This window comes from Kribbella monticola, assembly GCF_003261635.1.
In the GTDB taxonomy this organism is placed as follows: domain Bacteria; phylum Actinomycetota; class Actinomycetes; order Propionibacteriales; family Kribbellaceae; genus Kribbella; species Kribbella monticola.
Genome location: NZ_QFXK01000026.1, coordinates 69,774 through 87,133 on the forward strand (window position 1 = coordinate 69,774; position 17,360 = coordinate 87,133).

Genomic DNA, 17,360 nt, shown 5'->3' on the forward strand with positions numbered 1-17,360 from the left:
ACGGGCAGTGATGTTACCCACGAGTGTAACTATCGTTTGCACCGAGGGGTACCGCTGTGACTAAGATCGGTGCATGAGCTCCGCGCTGCTGGCGATCGGACGCCGCCGGACCACGGCGGAGCGTCGGCGCGACCGCGAGCGCGAGATCATCCAGGCCACTCGCGAACTGTTCGACGAGCGCGGCACGATCGACGCGCAGATCGACGACATCGCCAAGCGGGTCGGCATCAACAAGGCGCTGATCTACCGGCATTTCGCCGGCAAGGAAGAGCTTTTCGCGCTCACCCTGGTCGACTATCTCGGTGAGCTCGACCAACGCCTCGTCGAGGTCGATGCCCCGAGGCGCGCGCCGCTCAACAGGTTGCGGGCGCTCAGCGAGGTCTTCGTCGACTACTGCCTGGAGTATCCGGCCTTCGCCGACTGCGCGATGAGCCTGCTCCGGCGGACCGGTGAGGAGTTGTTCGGCGAGATCACCGAGCCGGTGATGACAAAACTCGGTACTGCGATGGCAAGTGCCCTGGATCGCATCTCGGTCATCCTCAAAGCCGGGCAGCGGGCCGGCGCCTTCGCCGCGGCGGACACCGACTACCTGGCCAACCACCTCTACACCCAAACCCTCGGCGCGATGCACATGGCGCGGATGGGCCTGATCGTGTCCCGTGAGACCCCCGACGCGGGCGTCGTGCACCCGGTCGTGCACCAGGCGGACATTCAAACGGTCCGTACGACGGCGATCACCGCCACCCTCGCCACCGCCGTTGGCCTCGACGCCCTGACCGCGAAGACATCGCCTGCGAAGGCGCCCGCCGCAAAGACGTCGGCCGCGAAGAAGCCCGCCGTCGCCCCCTCCCCCGCCGCCGCCCCCTCCCCTGCCGCCGTACGCGCGGCCAAGGCCGGCGTGGCAGCGAAGACTTCCGCCCGTTCGACCAGCACCCGGCGCTCCACTTCACGCAAAGCAGGAGAGAAATCGTGACCGAGACCCGCAAGGTGGCCGTTGTCGCCGGCAACCGAATTCCGTTCGCCCGGCAGGACAAGACCTACCGGCACGCGTCCAACTCCGACATGCTCACCGCCGCGCTCAACGGCCTGGTCGACCGCACCGGACTGGGCGGCCAGGAGCTCGGCGAGGTGGTCGCCGGCGCGGTGCTCAAGCACGCCCGCGACTGGAACATGGTCCGCGAGGTGGTCCTCGGCTCCAAGCTCGCGCCCACCACCCCGGCGTACGATCTCCAGCAGGCCTGCGGGACCGGCCTCGAAGCCGCCATCCTGGTCGGCAACAAGATCGCCCTCGGCCAGATCGACGCCGGTATCGCCGGTGGTGTCGACACCGCGAGCGACGCACCGATCGCCGTCAACGACCAACTCCGCAACATCCTGCTCGACCTGAACCGCGCGAAGTCGTTCCAGGACCGGCTCAAGGTGCTCGCCCGGGTGCGCCCGAAGGACGTGGTACCGGAGATTCCGCGCAATGCCGAGCCGCGCACCGGCAAGTCGATGGGCGACCACGCCGCGTTGACCGCACTCGAATGGGGCATCACCCGCGAGGCGCAGGACGAGCTCGCGTACCGATCGCACATCAATCTGGCGGCGGCGTACGACCGCGGTTTCCAGCAGGACTTGATCACGCCATACCTCGGGCTCGAGAAGGACCAGAACCTCCGGCCCGATACCACGCCGGAGAAGCTGGCGAAGCTCAAAACCGTTTACGGCAAGGGCGAAACCGCGACGATGACCGCGGGCAACTCCACTCCGCTGACCGACGGTGCGTCGGCGGTGCTGCTGTCCACCGACGAGTGGGCCGCCGAGCGGGGACTCACGCCGCTTGCCTACCTGACTCACTCCCAGACCGCCGCCGTCGACTACGTGAAGGGCGCCGAGGGGTTGCTGATGGCCCCCGCGTACGCCGTACCGCGGATGCTCGCGCGTGCCGGCCTGACCCTGCAGGACTTCGACTACTACGAGATCCACGAGGCGTTCGCGTCGCAGGTGCTGGCCACGTTGAAGGCCTGGGAGGACCCGATCTTCTGCAAGGAACGTCTCGGCCTGGACGCGCCGCTGGGCGAGATCGACCGCGACAAGCTCAACGTCAACGGCAGCTCACTGGCCGCCGGGCACCCGTTCGCCGCGACCGGTGGGCGGATCGTCGCCGCGCTGGCCAAGCAGCTGCACGAGAACGGTGGTGGACGCGGACTGATCTCGATCTGCGCCGCCGGTGGTCAAGGCGTGGTCGCCATCCTGGAGGGGAACAACCGATGACCGATCGCTACCAGACCTTCACCCGTACGCCGCTCGGCAAGGCGCTGGTGAAGAATCTCGGCCTGCCGAACCCGACCCCACTCCCGCGCTGGACCGATGGCTCGGCCGTGATCGAGGGCCCGGTCGTCTTCGGCGCGTCCGCGGAAACCGATACAGGCAAGGCGATCCAGGCCCTGCTGCGCGACGTCGGCGCATCCTTCAGTACTGCGGCCGAGGGCGTCGCGTCGAGCGAGTTGCGCCCCAAGGCACTCGTCTTCGACGCGACCGGCATCTCCTCCACCGCCGAGCTCACGAGCCTGCAGCGGTTCTTCTCCCCCGTCATCCGGCAACTCGGTACGGCGGGGCGCGTGATCGTCGTCGGCCGGACACCCGAACTCGCCGCGAGCCCGGAGCAGCAGATCGCTCAACGCGCGATCGAGGGTTTCACCCGGTCGCTGGGCAAGGAGGTCAAGCGCGGAGCCACGGTCAACCTGGTGTACGTCGCTCCCGACGCCCACGACCAACTCGATTCGACCCTGCGCTTCTTCCTGTCACCCAAGTCGGCGTACGTGAGCGGTCAGGTCGTCCGCGTCGGCACCGGCCCGCTCGTCGGCAACGACCCGACCGCGCCGCTCGCCGGCAAGGTCGCTCTGGTGACCGGGGCCGCCCGGGGCATCGGCGCCGCGATCGCCGAGACGCTGGCCCGCGACGGCGCGAAGGTGATCGGCGTCGACGTACCGCAGAACGCGAACGACCTGCGTCACGTGATGTCCGCGATCGGCGGCAGCGAACTGCTCCTCGACGTGACCGCGATCGACGCGCCACAAAGGATCGCGGCGCAGGCCCAGGAGCAGGGCGGCCTGGACATCGTCGTCCACAACGCGGGCATCACGCGCGACAAGCGGCTCGCAAACATGCGGACCGATGTGTGGGACGCCGTTCTCGACGTCAACCTCCGCGCACCGGAGCGGATCACCGAGCACCTGGTCTCCTCGGGTGCGCTGAACGACGGTGGTTCGATCATCGGCGTCTCGTCGATCGCCGGGATCGCAGGGAACAACGGCCAGACCAACTACGCCACTTCCAAGGCCGGCGTGATCGGCCTGGTGCAGACCCTCGCGCCGCGGCTCGGCGAACGGCAGATCCGGATCAACGCGGTCGCGCCCGGCTTCATCGAGACCGAGATGACCGCCCGGATCCCGTTCGCGATCCGCGAGGTCGGTCGCCGGCTGAACTCCCTGCAGCAAGGCGGTTTGCCGATCGACGTGGCCGAAACGATCGCCTGGTTCGCCGATCCGGCCTCGGCCGGCGTCACCGGCAACGTGGTCCGCGTCTGCGGCCAGAGTCTGCTCGGAGCCTGAGATGCCGACCCGCCGGTACGACGATTCGCCCGGATTCGGGTCGCTCTACGCCCGGACGGTGAAGGCGACGCTCCGCAAGGCGGAGTACGAGCCCGACACGGACGGCCTGGAGCTCGAGCTCCCGCGCACACTGGTCGATCAGGACCACCTCACGGCGTACCGGGAAGTGACCGGCTTCACCGCGGGGCCCGCCCTACCGGTCACGTATCCGCATGTACTCGCGTTCCCGTTGCACCTGGATCTGATGTCGGACCCGTCGTTCCCGTACAAGCCGATGGGGATCGTGCACCTGTCCAACACGATCACTCAGCTGAAGCCGATCCCGATGCACGCCGAGCTGTCGATCCACGTGCACAGCAGCCCGGAACGCCCGCATCCCAAGGGAACCGTGTTCGACATCCTGAGTTCGGTCAGCGTCGAGGACGAGGTCGTCTGGACGGACTCGACCACCCTGCTCAGCCGATCCGCCGGTACGCCGTCCGCGCACACCGACCTGCTACCCGACCCCGAGCTGGACGCGACCGCGTTCTGGGACCTGCGCGCGAACCTCGGCCGCCGGTACGCCGCGGCCTCGGGCGACCGCAATCCGATCCACCTGTGGAAGCTGTCCGCCCAGGCATTCGGATTCCCCCGCCAGATCGCCCACGGCATGTGGGCCAAGGCCGCCGCCCTCGCCTCCATCCAACGCACCACCACCCTCCCCGACGCCTTCACCGTCCGCGTCGACTTCCGCAAACCCCTCCTCCTCCCCTCCCGCGTCCAGTTCGCCCACCAGCTCACCGGCACCACCCGCGATTTCGCCCTCTACAACGACGACCACACCCTCACCCACCTCATCGGCCAACTAGTCCCCCGCTAAGTTCAAAACGCTTGTTTGCGGGAGCGGCTTCGGCGCGCTGGATTTGCTCGTCCCGGCGGCGAATAGGGTTCATGATGATGCCAAGGCTGTCCTCAACCGGAAGGACGGCCCGTCCGCTGGGGGCTTGCTGGAACCGGCCATGCCTCCACGCGCGATTCACCTGACAAGAAGTGGAGCACCGCCATGGACACACCCAACCGCCCCGAGCTCAGCACCTCTGACGACGTCGTGGTCGACCCCATCGGTCCACCGGTCCTGCAGGCGCTGCCGCGCTACCTGGTCCGGTCTCTCGCGCTGACCGGCGTCGCTGTCGTCGGCCCAGCCCTCCACGTCATCCTCCAAACCTCCACGGGGACTCCGACCACCAAGTGGCTCTGACAGTGCTGTGCCTGCAGACGCCTGCCGTCGTTGAGATCTGACGACTACAGTACGGCGGCATGGGTGACGGGGCGCGGATCGTAGGGCGGGACAGGGAGATCGAACAGCTGCAGGCCGCCTTGATCGCTGCCCGCAACGGCACCGCCAACGCCATCTTCCTGATCGGCGAGCCTGGGATCGGCAAGACCAGGCTCGCCACGGAGGCCATCAATCGAGCGGTCGAGGCGGGCATGGTCGCCGTTCGTGGCCGAGCAAGCACCATCGGACCGATCGTCCCTTACCGTCCGTTGATCGAGGCTGTCCAAGCTCTCTCCCGGGCCGGCAACCTGCCGGAGTTGAGTTCGCTCGGCACCTACGGCGGCGTTCTTGGTCGGCTGGTGCCGAGCTCATCCAACGCGACCGGCTCCACAGTCGGATCCTCAGTGGTTGTCGCCGAGGCATTGATTCGGCTGCTGACGGTCGTCGGAGACCGGCGTGGTTGCCTGTTCGTCCTCGACGATTTGCATGATGCCGACGCAGAGACCCTGGCAATTGTCGAGTACATGCTCGACAATCTCCGCCCCGCGCCGGTCGTCCTGCTTCTGGCTTGCAGAGCAGAGGCGTGTGCTGCAATGGATCTGGCCGTCAACGCACGTCAGGCGGGCACGGCGACCGTCCTCGAACCAGAAGCGTTGACGCGGGAGCAGATCCACCTGCTCGCGTCACAGCGGCTGGATGTCGACCCCGACGACGTCCCCGACTGGCTGCTCGACCGGCTGAGTACCGACAGTGCCGGGAATCCGTTCGTGGTCGAGGAGTTGGTCTTCGCACTCGGTCGCCAGGGCCTTGACGAAGCCGCCGGCCTCGCAGTACCGGTCAACGTCGCTCGTAGCGTCGCCCGCCGCGCCGATCGGCTGGGACCGAACGGACGGAACATCCTGACTACTGCCGCTGTCATTGGTCACCGGTTCGCCTTGCCTCTACTGCGTCAGGCGGCCGGCGCAACCGACGACGAGATCCTGGAAACAGTGGAGGCCGGCGTCGCCTCTCAGCTCGTGCGTCCTGACGGCCCGAAGGTGGACTGGTATACATTCCGGCACCCGCTGACGGCGGAGGCACTGATCAGCGAGCTCAGTCCTAGCGAACGTGCTGCCGCCTCCAGGCAGGTCGCTGACGCCATCGCGTCTCTCTACCCGACGCTTCCGGGCGAATGGTGCGCCCGCTCCGCCGAACTGCGCGAATACGCAGGCGAACCTGCAACAGCCTCCGGCCTCTACGCTGAAGCAGGCCGCCGCGCGCTGGCTGCCGGAGCAGTCAAATCTGCCGTCACTTTGCTCGTCCGTGCCGATCTGGACCCGAACGGCGACCTCGAATACCGGGCCGATCTGCTCGGAGATCTCCTGCTCGCCGTAGCCGAGTCCGGCGATTTCAGCCGCATCCCCTCGCTCGAAAAGATGCTCGAGGAACTCACGGTGGCTGGTCTCTCGCCCGCCCGCCGAGCCGTCCTGCACGCAAAATTCGCGAACGCCGCACACATCGCGGGTGACCAGGCTCGTGCTCTGGAGCAGATTGTGAGTGCTCGGGCGCTGCTTGGGCCCCATCCGGCTGCGGCGGAGTCTGCTCAAGTCGACGTGATCAGTGCCTATATCGAGTTGGGTCGCCCGAACCCTGATCGGCTGCAGGTCGCTGCAGAACTGGCCGGGCGTGCTGCGAAAGCAGGAGAGGACGCCGGCCTACCGATCGTCACCTGCGATGCCCTGCAACTGGTCGGATACCTCACTCGTGACCGCGACGACGACCGAGCCAACCAGCTCTTCCAAGAAGCACGGGAAATTGCCATCCGCAACGAGTTGCCGATCTTCCGTGTGTATTCCGAGGTGTTCCTGTCCCGCTCCTTGTGCCTGCGGACGGGCCAGACCTCCGAACTGGAGGAAGCACGTCAGAGTGCCCTGCATATCGGAGCTCTGCCGCTGGCCTATGAGGCCGGTTACCTACTGGCACTCCAGCGAGTGCAACGCTGTGAGTTTGCTGACGCCCGGCGGGAGCTTGACGAGAGTCTCACCACCGCGATCCGGCTACGGCTCGGCCGCACCGTGCCATTTCTCCGGCTCGGCCAGGCCATCGGCGCCGCGCACCAGGGCAACCGTGCTGAGATGGAAAAAGCTCTTGATCTCCTGACTGTCGAAGATCAGTCGATTGCGGGCGTCCGGCCGTCGACCTTCGGACTCGCCCGCGCGGTCTGCTCGCTCCTGGAGGAGGACTTCGACCGGGCGAGCCAAGAACTCGCTCAAGCGCTCGCGCTCGATCTCGAGAATCCCACCATGCTCGACTTCGGGAAGAACGGCCTGATCTTGTTGCTGGGCGTGGTCGAGGGGCGTAATGGGTGGGAGCATTATTCGGCTGTTGCGGAGCGGAGTGCTAGTCGGACTCGGTGGAATACGCAGTTCGCGCAGTTTGCGCACGCGGTGTTGCTGGGGCGGGACGGGGATGTCGAGGGGGCGACCCGGGCGGCGGCGGTGGCGCTGGAGGCGGCGGAGATCTATCCGTTGGGGCGGCATCTGGCGTTGCGGCTGGTGATTCAGGCGGCGTACGACGACGGGTGGGGCGAGCCGGTCGTCTGGGCTCGGGAAGCCGAGGAGTACTTCCAGGCGAACAACATCTCCGCGGTGGCGAGTGCTTGTCGCGGGATGCTTCGCAGCATGGGTGCGCCGGTGCGGCAGCGGCGTACTGGGGACGATGCCGTGCCGTCGAGGTTGCGGAAGCTGGGGGTGACGGTGCGGGAGCTGGAGGTGGGGCGGTTGCTGGCGCAGCGGATCCCGAACAAGGCGATTGCCAAGCGGTTGCACATCTCGCCCCGTACCGTCGAGAAACACGTCGCCAGCCTCCTCACCAAGACCGGCCACCACGACCGGGACACCTTCGCCTCCTCTGCTCACGAAGACTTCGACTGACCAGCAGACCGCCGGCGTCCGTGGCGGTCTGCTGCTCAAGTGGTCAGGCGCTCGGCTGGATTGCGGACTGGATATCGGCGAGGGCTGCGGCGATGGGGGCTGCAGGGAGTTTGTTGCCGGAGCGGACGCGGATTGCGAGGTGGTGGGCGGCGGCTTCTCGGGGGCCGAGGATTGCGAGGTACGGGGCGTGGCGGTTTTCGCGGATTCGGGCGTTGAGGGTGCCTTCGTCGGCGTACGCGAGTTCGGCTCTGATGCCTTGGGCGACGGCTTGGCGGAGTACGTCGGAGGCGAGCTTTTCCTCGGCGGACGAGATCGGGAGGATGACGAGTTGGACGGGGGCGAGCCAGGCGGGGAAAGCTGGGCCGTGGACTTCGATCAGGTGGGCTACGGCCCGTTCGATGCTGCCGATGACGGAGCGGTGCACCATCACCGGACGGTGTTTGTTGCCGTCAGCACCGATGTAGTCGAGGTCGAACCGTTCCGGCTGGTGGAAATCGATCTGGATGGTCGACAACGACGACTCGCGGCCGGCCGAGTCCTCGATCTGGATGTCGATCTTCGGGCCGTAGAACGCCGCGTCGCCGGGCGACTCCTCGTAGTCGATTCCCGCGTTGTCCAGTACGTCGCGCAGCAGCGCTGCCGAGCGCGCCCAGCTGTCGGCATCCCCGACGTACTTGCTGTCCGGGGAGCCGAAGCGCGCGTCCTCCGAAGGCAACGACAGCAGGTACCGCGAGGCCTTGATCCCCATGTCGCGATAGGCCTGGTTGATCAGCTCCAAGGCGGCGCTCGCCTCCCCCGCCACCTGGTCGAGCCGGCAGAAGATGTGCCCGTCGTTCAACTGGATCGCCCGCACCCGCGAGAGCCCACCCAGTACGCCGGATCGCTCCGACCGGTACATCCCGCCGATCTCGGACATCCGCAGCGGCAGTTCGCGGTAGCTGTGTGACCGGGACCGGTACATCAGCGCGTGATGCGGGCACAGGCTCGGCCGCAGTACGAGTTGCTCCTCGCCGATGTCCATCGGTGGGTACATGTCGTCGCTGTACTTCGCCCAGTGGCCCGAGATCTCGTAAAGCTCGCGCTTGCCGAGCACGGGTGAGTAGACCTGCTGGTAGCCGGCTCTTCGTTCCACGTCGGCGATGTAGCGCTCGAGAGACTGGCGGATCGCGGCACCGGCCGGCAGCCAGTAGGGCAGACCCGCGCCGATCAGCGGGTCGGAGTCGAACAGGTCGAGTTCGCGGCCCAGTTTGCGGTGGTCGTACATGTGAACTCCTCAGGATGTGAGGCGAGTGTCCACATGGCGAAGCCCTGGGGCACTCGCCCCGGGGCTTCGATGAGACAGACAGCTGTCAGCGCGCCGGGACGTTCCTCGGCGTCGTCGTCACCACTGCGCGCTTGATCATGTCTCCTAAATTAGCAGAGCCCGTCAACCCTGTTCGTCACCCAGGTCCAGACCGACCGGCCGGATCAGCCCTTCCTGGGCGACCGAGGCGACCAGCCGGCCGTCGGAACTGAACAGCCGCCCGGTCGCGAACCCGCGCGCACCGGAGGCCGACGGCGAGGCCTGGTCGTAGAGCAGCCACTCGTCCGCCCGGAACGGCCGGTGGAACCAGAGCGCGTGGTCGAGCGAGGCCGGCTGGATCCGCCGGTCGCCGATGATGATGCCGTGCGGCAACAAGCTTGCCCCGAGCAACGTGAGGTCGCTGGCATACGCCAGAACGCAAGCATGCAAGGCAGAATCGTCCGGAAGCTTGCCTGCGGCCCGGATCCAGAACTGCCGCCCGCTGAGCGCTGCCAGCCGTACGTCGAGCGCGGCCCACTCTTTGTTCCAGTCCTCGGCCTTGCGGCCGGACGCCTGCTCGAACACCGAGGCCAGCGTCGGCGCCTCCTCCGGCGGGACGAGGTCGGTCGGCATCGGATCGGAGTGGTCCAGCCCCGGCTCGGCCTGCTGGTACGACGTCGACATGTAGAAGATCGTCTTCTCGCGCTGCGACGCCACCACCCGGCGACTGCTGAAGGCCTTGCCGTCCTTGATCCGCTCGACGTGGTACTCGATCGGTACCGCGGTGTCGCCCGGCCGCAGGAAGTAGCCGTGCAGCGAGTGCACGATCCGGTCGGGCTCGACGGTGTCGCTGGCCGCTACCAGCGCCTGGCCGAGCACCTGGCCGCCGAAGACCCGCTGGGCCGAGGTCTGCGGTTGGCGCCCTCGGTAGACATCGGCATCGAGCTTGTCGAGGTCGAGCAGCTCGACCAGATCCTCCAGCGACTCAGGCATGCCACATCCTTACAGGTGACGATCGGCCGGACTCCCTCAGGGAGCCCGGCCGACCTACGTCACGCAGTACTCAGTTGTCGTCGTCGCGGCTCAGTTCCGCCAGGAACTGCTCGACCTCGGCGCCCAACTCCTCCGCGGACGGCGTCGCGCCGGCGAGGAGGCTGCCGCGGCTGATGGAGCCGGCGGCGGCGTCGTACTGGGTTTCCAGCGCGTTGACGACAGCGGCTGCCTCCTCGGAGGCCTCCACCTGCTCATCGACCATCCGGCCGGTGACGGCCGCCTCGTCCAGGAGGGCCTTGCTAGGGAGCAGCAGACCGGTCGCGGCCGAGACGGCGTGGACCAGGGCCAGGGCGGCACCCGGGAAGCGGTTCTCGGCGAGGTAGTGCGGGACGTGGACGGCGAAGCCCATCGCGTCCTTGCCCGCCTCGCCGAGCCGGACCTGCAGCATGGTCGCCGCGCTCGCCGGGAGACGCATCTCGCCGTCCCAGATGTTCGAACGCGTCACCAGCTCCGGCCGGGTCGCGTGCGAGGTCAGCCCGAGCGGGCGCGTGTGCGGCACACCCATCGGGATGCCGTGCACGCCGACGGTCAAGGTCACGTTGTACCGCTCGATGAGCTGCCGTACGGCGCCGGCGAACCGGTTCCAGTGGTTGTCGGGCTCGACACCCTCGAGCAGCAGGAACTCGACCCCGGCGTCGTCCGTCATCAGGTGCAGCGACAGCTGGGGCGGGGTGTAGTCGATGAAGCGGTCCTCGGCGAACGTCACCTCAGGGCGACGTGCCCGGTAGTCGTGCAGCAGATCGACGTCAAACCGCGCCAGCAGGCGGTTGTCCAGTACTTCGAGCAGATGGTCGGCGGTGACCCGCCCTGCCTGCCCGGCATCCATGAATCCGTCCAGCGAGTGCACCAGCACCTTCGGCGAAGCCGCCGGGCCGGTCGCCACCGACTCGTCGACGATCTCGTAGAGGTCGTCCGGTCGCAGCATCGTCGTCTCCTTCTCGTGGCCAACGGGCGGGTCGGATGTCTCTATCCTGCCCTGTCAGGGTCCAACGTCCGAGCCGCGGGCAGGAATTCCGGCCGCCGGAAAGTTTTCCGGCGGTTGCGGAAACCTATTCCGGCCGGGCTGCGACGCGGGCAGGACGAGCGCTTTCGGAAAGCGCTTGCTAGCGTGCTCCTGTGCGCACCGAACCAGACCCCGCCCTGCCCACCGCCCAGACCGAACCGGCCGCAGGCCGGCCCGCCGCCGGGTCCGCTGCGGCCACCGTCGCCGAGCCGACCGCTGGGTCCGCTGCGGCCGCCGTCGCCGAGCCCGCCCCGGCTCGGCCCGCTGTGATGCTGGCGATGAACGAGTCGAGCCGGGTTCGGGTGCTGGTTCCGCAGGTGCGGACCCGGCTCGAGCGGGTCGCTGACGTCCTGCCGGTCGGTCCGGGGACCGCCTTCCTCGCCGATCCCGCGATCCGGGACGCGCTGGCCGAGACCGAGGTACTGCTGACCGGCTGGGGCTGCCCGGCGATCACGCCCGAGGTGCTCGCGGCGGCGCCGAAACTGCAGGCGATCATCCACGCGGCCGGCTCGGTGAAGAGCTTCGTCGATCCGGCCGTCTTCGACCGCGGAATCCAGGTGACGTCGGCAGTCGTGGCCAACGCGCTGCCGGTCGCAGAGTTCACCGTCGCCACCATCGTCCTGAGCGGCAAGCGGGCGTTCCGGCTCAGCGCGGAGTACAAGAACTCCCGGCGCAAGCCGGACCCGAGCTTCGTGCCCGGCAACTACGGCAGCACCGTCGGCCTGCTCGGCGCCTCCCGGATCGGCCGGATGGTTGCCGACCGCCTGCGCACGTTCGACCTCGAAGTACTGATCAGTGATCCGTATCTGACCGCTGCCGAGGCCGCCGGCTTCGGCGCCGAACTGGTGGAGCTGGACGCGCTGTTCAGCCGCAGCGACATCCTGAGCGTGCACGCCCCGCTGCTGCCGGAGACCGTCGGGATGGTCGACGCGCGGCTCCTCGGCTTGCTGCGGGACGGCTCGGTGCTGATCAACACCTCGCGCGGCCGCATCATCGATGCCGCGGCGCTGGAGAAGGAATGCCGGTCCGGTCGCCTGGATGCTGTTCTCGACGTCACCGACCCGGAGCCGCTGCCGCCGGACTCGCCCTTGCTCGACCTCCCGAACATCTTCCTGACGCCGCACCTGGCCGGTGCCGTCGGCAACGAGGTCGCCCGGCTGGGCGAACTGGCCGTCGGTGAGGTGGAACGCTTCGCGGCCGGTGTGCCGCTCCAGCACACGATCACCGCTGCCGACCTCGGGAGGATCGCATGACGCGCCTCGTGCTCCCTGCCACCGATCGCGTCCTGTCCCGCCAGACCGGCTGGGTCCGGGCCCACTGGGAGGCCTTGGCGGATCACTTGCTCGACTCGCTGATCCCCTACACCTCCCCCGGCGCTGCCCGCCTCGTCATCCCGGGTCGCCCCAGCCGCTCGGGGACCGATTCGGACGAACTGGAAGGCTTCGCGCGCTCCTTCATGCTCGCGGCGTTCCGGATCGCCGGGGTAGGCGGCGAAGGCTGCGAGAAGCTGATCGAGCGATTCGCGCGAGGCGTCGCCAACGGGGCGAATCCGGACCATCCGGAGGCGTGGCTGCGGCTCACCCCGCGCTCCCAGCAGATGGTGGAGGCGGCGGCGATCGCGGTCGCGCTGCACGAGTCCCGCGAGTGGATCTGGGACCGGCTGGACACCCGCGCGCAGGAGCACGTGGCCGAGTGGCTCGGCGGTTTCATCGGCTCGACCACGCACGACAACAACTGGCGGCTGTTCCAGGTCGTCAGCGAGCAGTTCCTCGCCTCGGTCGGCGCGCCCTACTCGAAGGAGGACATCGAGGGCGGCCTGGACCGGATCGAGGACTGGTACGTCGGCGACGGCTGGTACTCCGACGGCGACGGCCAGAACTTCGACAACTACATCGGCTGGGCGATGCACCTCTACCCGGGACTGTGGACCCGGATGGCGGCGGCGACGCCCGGCACGGAGTACGACGATCGGCTCAAGGTCTACCGCGATCGGCTCCGGCTGTTCCTGGAAGACGCGGTGCATCTGGTCGGCAACGACGGCGCGCCGATCTACCAGGGTCGCTCCCTGACGTACCGGATGGCCGCGGCAACGCCGTACTGGATGGGGCAGCTTCTCGACGCATCGCCGATGAGCCCGGGCCAGACGCGGCGGCTGTGCTCCGGGATCGCACGGCACTTCGTGCAGCACGGGGTGCCTGACGAGCGCGGGCTGCTCACGCTCGGCTGGTACGACACGTTCCTCCCGACCACACAGTCGTACTCCGGTCCGGGCTCGCCGTACTGGGCGAGCAAGGGGTTCATCGGGTTGCTGCTGCCGCCCGAGCATCCGGTGTGGAGCGATCCCGAGGAGAGCGTGCCGCTCGACGAGGCGGACCAGGTTCGCTCGATGCCCGCGCCGGGCTGGCTGATCCACGCGAGCCGTCACGACCAGTTGGTGCGACTGGTCAATCACGGTGCCGACCACGCTCCCCCGGTCGAGCCGTCCGGTATCGAGCCTGCGGGCGATCCGCACTACGACCGGCTGGCCTATGCGAATCACGCCGGGCCCGATCTGACCGATTCGTCAGCGCGGATCGACAACCTGGTCGCGCTGGTCGATCAGCAGGGCCGTACGTCGGTACGCGGGCGGATCCGGCGGCTCTCGATCGGGCCGCGGTCGGCGGCGTCGTGGCACAAGGCGTGGCTGGGCGAGGACGGTCCGTGGCCGGTCGAGACGGCGTCGATCGTGCACGGCGGCTGGGAGATCCGCTGTTCGCTCGTCGAAGGGCCTGCCGGTGCGCTCGTTCGCAGCGGTGGTTACGCGGTCGCCGGCGACTCCTTGCCTTCGGCAACCGTCGGTGAGGGCTGGGCGTCCGCGCGGAACTCCGACGGGCTGATGTCGGCCGTCGTCAACCTGCACGGGTACGGCGAATCGGGCGTCCATCGTGATCTCGGCGCGAACCCGTTCGGCGCGCACTCGGCCACGCCGTACCTCACCGCGGTGCACAACGGCGAACCGCTGGTGCTCGTGTACGCCGTCTTGCTGACCAGGGACGCGATCCCTCCGCAGGCGTTTGCGGACGGCATCGAAGTGGTCGTCAACGGTCACGAGATCACCATCACACTGCCCGGTTCGGGAACGGAGACGGTTCGGCTCGGGAACCGCTGAGGTCGTACCGTGGGAGTTATGACCGAAGCTACTGCCACCGACACACTTGCCGAGGCTGTCGCGGCCGAACCGAGTACGGCGAACCAGGAGAAGTTGTGGAAGGCAACGTTCTCGCTGGAGCGCTGGTGGTTCGTCCAGCGCGGTGAGCCGGACAACCCGCAGCCGTTCGTCGGAGTGCACGCCGACCAGCCGTTCCTGATGGCTTTCACGTCCGCCGAGCGGGCCCGGACCTTCGCGGTGGACAACGGTCTGGCCGGTCCGGACGACGAGGTGCTGGTGCTTGCGCTCACGCCGGCCGACGCCGTCGTACAGGCTCCGGTCTGGCTGCAGCAGGGCATCGCCGCGATCACCTTCGACCACGGCATCGCCGGGTACTTCGCGCCGCTCGGCAACCTGCCGGCGATCCGCTCGCACGTCCAGGACGTCGGGTGACACGGCCTTAGGCGAGCCTCGCCAACGGTGAGTTTTCTCATGCCGGGCACTAGATTGGCCGCCATGAGCACGTACGCGAAACTCCTGCAAGAACAGATCCGCAACGAATTCACGGCGTCCCAGCAGTACACGGCCGTCGCGGTCTGGTACGACGACCAGGACCTGCCGCAACTCGCGGGGCACTTCTACAAGCAGTCGCTGGAGGAGCGCAACCACGCGATGATGATGGTCCAGTACCTGCTGGACATGGACATCCGCCCGCAGATCCCGGGCGTCGGCGACGTGGTGAACGACTTCGAGTCCGCGCTCGAGCCGCTCGAACTCGCGCTGCAGCAGGAGATCACGGTCACCAAGCAGATCGAGACCTTGGCCCGGACCGCGCGCGACGACGGCGACTACGTCGGCGAGCAGTTCATGCAGTGGTTCCTCAAGGAGCAGGTCGAGGAGGTCTCGGCGATGACGACACTGGTCAACGTCGCGAAGCGGGCCGGTGACAATCTGTTCCACCTCGAGGATTTCCTGGCCCGCGAGGTCTCCGGCGCCAACGCCACCGACCCGACGGCACCCGCCGCGGCCGGCGGAACGGTCTGACCCAGTCCCAACGTGCTCAGGACCGCCGCGTGACCACACCCGCGGCGGTCCCGGGGACTACCAAGAGCCGCCGCCTCCGCCGCCGCCACCGCCGCCGGAGGAGCCGCCGCTGAAGCCGGACGAGCTGCCACCGCCGCCACCGCTTCCGGCCGGGGCCGGCGGCGGGTCGAAGGTGCTGGCGACCGTCTGGCTGATGCTTCCGGCGGCGAAGCCGGAGTTGTAGTACGAAGGACCGACGTACCAGTAGGGGTCCGGCGGGATCCGTCCGGCGGCGACGAGTTGCGCACAGACCCGCTGCCAGCGATCGGCGAGTTCGAAGGCGATCGCCCAGGGCAGGTACTTGCTGAAGATGTCCTCGCCCTCTTCGAACTTCAGCTGGTCCGCCTCCGCCGTGGCCAGATAGGTCCGGAAGCCGATCAGCTGATCGGCGACCGCACGCCCGGCCGGATTCCGCTGCCCCTGGCCGCGCTTGCCGATCCAGATGCCGATGGCAACAATCACCGCGAGGACCGGGATCGCCACACTCAGCGCGCGCCCGAGCCCACCCGTTGCCGCGCCGATCGCCGTACCGCCGATCCCGGCGCCGAAGATCCAGGTGGCGAGGATGCCGAAACAGGCAACCCGGGCGCCGCCGCTGACGGCGGAACCACCGCCCGCACGCGGCATCCGCAGGTACCACTGGCGTTGCTTGACCTGCTCACGCAGCGCGGCGATCATCGCGTCGTGGGCCTGCCGCATGGAGGTGTCACCGACCGGCCGGCGTTCGAGGGTGATCTCGGCGCCGGGCTGCAGCGAGGGGAACAATCCCTGGAGCAACACCTGCTCGTGCGGCAGCGTGGCGACCGCGGGATTCAGCAGCACCGCCTTCTGCTCGTTGCCGGTGTTGTCGATCCGGATGCCGCCACGGACGGCGAGGTCGATCAGCGTGGCAGCGGTCTCGGTCGTGGTCGCCTTTGCGTCGATCAGCAGACCGCCCTCGGCGACCGGGATCTTCGGCGGTGAGAACGCGACCGGAATCTGGTCCTCTTTCAGGTCGTCCTTCACCGGCTGAGCGTTCATGCCACTGGGCGGGAAGGTGCCCGGTGGCATCCCGGCGAAGCGTTGATCGCGGTTGCCCTTCTTCGTGTAGAGGATGGCGGCCACGATTGCGCCGACGGTGACTGCGCCCGATCCGATCACGCCGGGCAGGGTCAGCCCCAGGCGGTCGAGCCAGCTTGGCGGGTCGACCACGATCGGGGTGTCGTTGCTGACGACGCCCGCCTTGATCCCGGCGACGATGGTCAACTGCTCACCGCGGTCGAGGTCTGTGGCGCCGAAGAGCGCGTTCCCGCCCACGACCGATTTCTGCGGGCAGTTCTCGTTGGAGCCGGGTGGGCCGACGAAGCAGTCGACCTGCTGGACTCCTTCGGGGACGTTCACGGTCACGGTGACGCTGCGGAGTACTGCTTCCCAGCCGGTGCCCGTCGCGTCCCAGTAGAGCTCGCTGTGGTCCTTGAAATGCCGGAGTGCCCCGCGTACGTCGTACGAGATGACGTAGGTCGCCTCCGTACCGGAGATCGTTTCGTCGGCCGAGCCGATCTTGATCTGGATGCTCTGGTCGCGCTGCCCGTTCGACTTCTTGGTCGAGGTCGTGAACTCGTCGCTCGCGCCGCTCGGGCTTTTGACGTGGATGTTCGAGATGTCGTACTTCTGGTCCTTCGCTTCGTCGCCGCGGTACTTCTCCCGGGTGATCAGGTTCCGGAAGATGCCGTGCCGGCCGGTGCTGCCGAAGTGGTAGGCGATCGTCTCGTCCACGTGCACCACGCCGTCCGACTTCACCGTGTAGCCGATCTTCATGCTGGTCACGACGTCGCCGATGTCGGCGTGGCCGGCCGGCACCGCTCCCGCCCGCACCGCTGCCGCCTGCACTGCGACCGCCTGCGTCGCTACTGCCTGCACTGCGACCGCCTGCGTCGCTACTGCCGGCGCAGCCGCTGCCGGCGCGGTGCTTGCGAAACCTGCCAGGACGAGAGCGGCGAAAGCCGCCGAGACGGCGGTGAAGAATCCCCTACGCATGCGGCGACAGTATCGAGGTCCGGGGTCTGACAG

14 protein-coding genes are annotated in these 17,360 nt (G+C 68.1%); 10 read left to right on the forward strand and 4 right to left on the reverse strand.

Translation table 11 applies throughout. The features are described from left to right. Window positions 1-73 precede the first annotated feature (73 nt). The 6 genes from DIZ26_RS10725 (at window position 74) to DIZ26_RS38590 (ending at window position 7,763) form a co-directional block, all read left to right on the forward strand. Window positions 74-973, forward strand: coding sequence for a TetR/AcrR family transcriptional regulator (locus tag DIZ26_RS10725; RefSeq protein WP_112239940.1), 900 nt, complete (start codon window positions 74-76; stop codon window positions 971-973). Then, complete coding sequence (locus DIZ26_RS10730) at window positions 970-2,256, forward strand: acetyl-CoA C-acetyltransferase (RefSeq protein ID WP_112239942.1); 1,287 nt, start codon at window positions 970-972, stop codon at window positions 2,254-2,256. The genes DIZ26_RS10725 and DIZ26_RS10730 overlap by 4 nt, the downstream gene beginning before the upstream one ends. Further along, window positions 2,253-3,596 carry a 3-oxoacyl-ACP reductase gene (locus DIZ26_RS10735; protein WP_112239944.1) on the forward strand — a complete coding sequence of 448 codons (1,344 nt, stop codon included), beginning with the start codon at window positions 2,253-2,255 and terminating at the stop codon, window positions 3,594-3,596. Before DIZ26_RS10730 ends, DIZ26_RS10735 begins: the two co-directional genes overlap by 4 nt. Window position 3,597: 1 nt before the next feature. Continuing rightward, on the forward strand, window positions 3,598-4,455 hold the full coding sequence (locus DIZ26_RS10740; protein WP_112239946.1) for a MaoC family dehydratase: 858 nt from the start codon (window positions 3,598-3,600) through the stop codon (window positions 4,453-4,455). Window positions 4,456-4,638: 183 nt separating this feature from the next. Further along, window positions 4,639-4,833: a hypothetical protein gene (locus DIZ26_RS10745; RefSeq protein WP_112239948.1), complete on the forward strand. Its 195-nt coding sequence runs from the start codon at window positions 4,639-4,641 to the stop codon at window positions 4,831-4,833. A gap of 59 nt (window positions 4,834-4,892) precedes the next feature. Continuing rightward, window positions 4,893-7,763 (forward strand): ATP-binding protein, encoded by a 2,871-nt coding sequence (locus tag DIZ26_RS38590; protein WP_112239950.1) that lies wholly within the window; start codon window positions 4,893-4,895, stop codon window positions 7,761-7,763. Between the two features lie 43 nt (window positions 7,764-7,806). Here the strand turns inward: DIZ26_RS38590 and thrS are convergent, their stop codons facing one another. The 3 genes from thrS to DIZ26_RS10765 all read right to left on the reverse strand — a co-directional run bounded on the left by thrS (window position 7,807) and on the right by DIZ26_RS10765 (window position 11,023). Next, window positions 7,807-9,027 (reverse strand): threonine--tRNA ligase, encoded by a 1,221-nt coding sequence (gene thrS, locus DIZ26_RS10755; RefSeq protein WP_112239952.1) that lies wholly within the window; start codon window positions 9,025-9,027, stop codon window positions 7,807-7,809. Between the two features lie 162 nt (window positions 9,028-9,189). Then, window positions 9,190-10,038, reverse strand: coding sequence for an acyl-CoA thioesterase (locus DIZ26_RS10760; protein WP_112239954.1), 849 nt, complete (start codon window positions 10,036-10,038; stop codon window positions 9,190-9,192). 70 nt (window positions 10,039-10,108) lie between these two features. Further along, window positions 10,109-11,023 (reverse strand): proteasome assembly chaperone family protein, encoded by a 915-nt coding sequence (locus DIZ26_RS10765; RefSeq protein ID WP_112239956.1) that lies wholly within the window; start codon window positions 11,021-11,023, stop codon window positions 10,109-10,111. Between the two features lie 191 nt (window positions 11,024-11,214). Here DIZ26_RS10765 and DIZ26_RS10770 point away from each other — a divergent pair, with 191 nt between their 5' ends. The 4 genes from DIZ26_RS10770 (at window position 11,215) to DIZ26_RS10785 (ending at window position 15,272) form a co-directional block, all read left to right on the forward strand. Continuing rightward, entirely contained in the window at window positions 11,215-12,354 is a 1,140-nt protein-coding gene (locus tag DIZ26_RS10770; protein WP_232828248.1) for a hydroxyacid dehydrogenase, read from the forward strand. After that, window positions 12,351-14,249: a DUF2264 domain-containing protein gene (locus DIZ26_RS10775; RefSeq protein WP_112239958.1), complete on the forward strand. Its 1,899-nt coding sequence runs from the start codon at window positions 12,351-12,353 to the stop codon at window positions 14,247-14,249. Before DIZ26_RS10770 ends, DIZ26_RS10775 begins: the two co-directional genes overlap by 4 nt. 18 nt (window positions 14,250-14,267) lie before the next feature. Beyond that, window positions 14,268-14,681 (forward strand): hypothetical protein, encoded by a 414-nt coding sequence (locus DIZ26_RS10780; protein WP_112239960.1) that lies wholly within the window; start codon window positions 14,268-14,270, stop codon window positions 14,679-14,681. A 63-nt stretch (window positions 14,682-14,744) separates the two neighbouring features. Further along, the gene (locus tag DIZ26_RS10785; protein WP_112239962.1) at window positions 14,745-15,272 is read left to right on the forward strand and encodes a ferritin; all 528 of its coding nucleotides are present in this window, start codon (window positions 14,745-14,747) and stop codon (window positions 15,270-15,272) included. A gap of 57 nt (window positions 15,273-15,329) precedes the next feature. Here DIZ26_RS10785 and DIZ26_RS10790 read toward each other — a convergent pair whose 3' ends face one another. Then, window positions 15,330-17,327, reverse strand: a complete 1,998-nt coding sequence (locus DIZ26_RS10790) for a DUF2207 domain-containing protein (RefSeq protein WP_112239964.1) — start codon at window positions 17,325-17,327, stop codon at window positions 15,330-15,332. Window positions 17,328-17,360 lie beyond the last annotated feature (33 nt).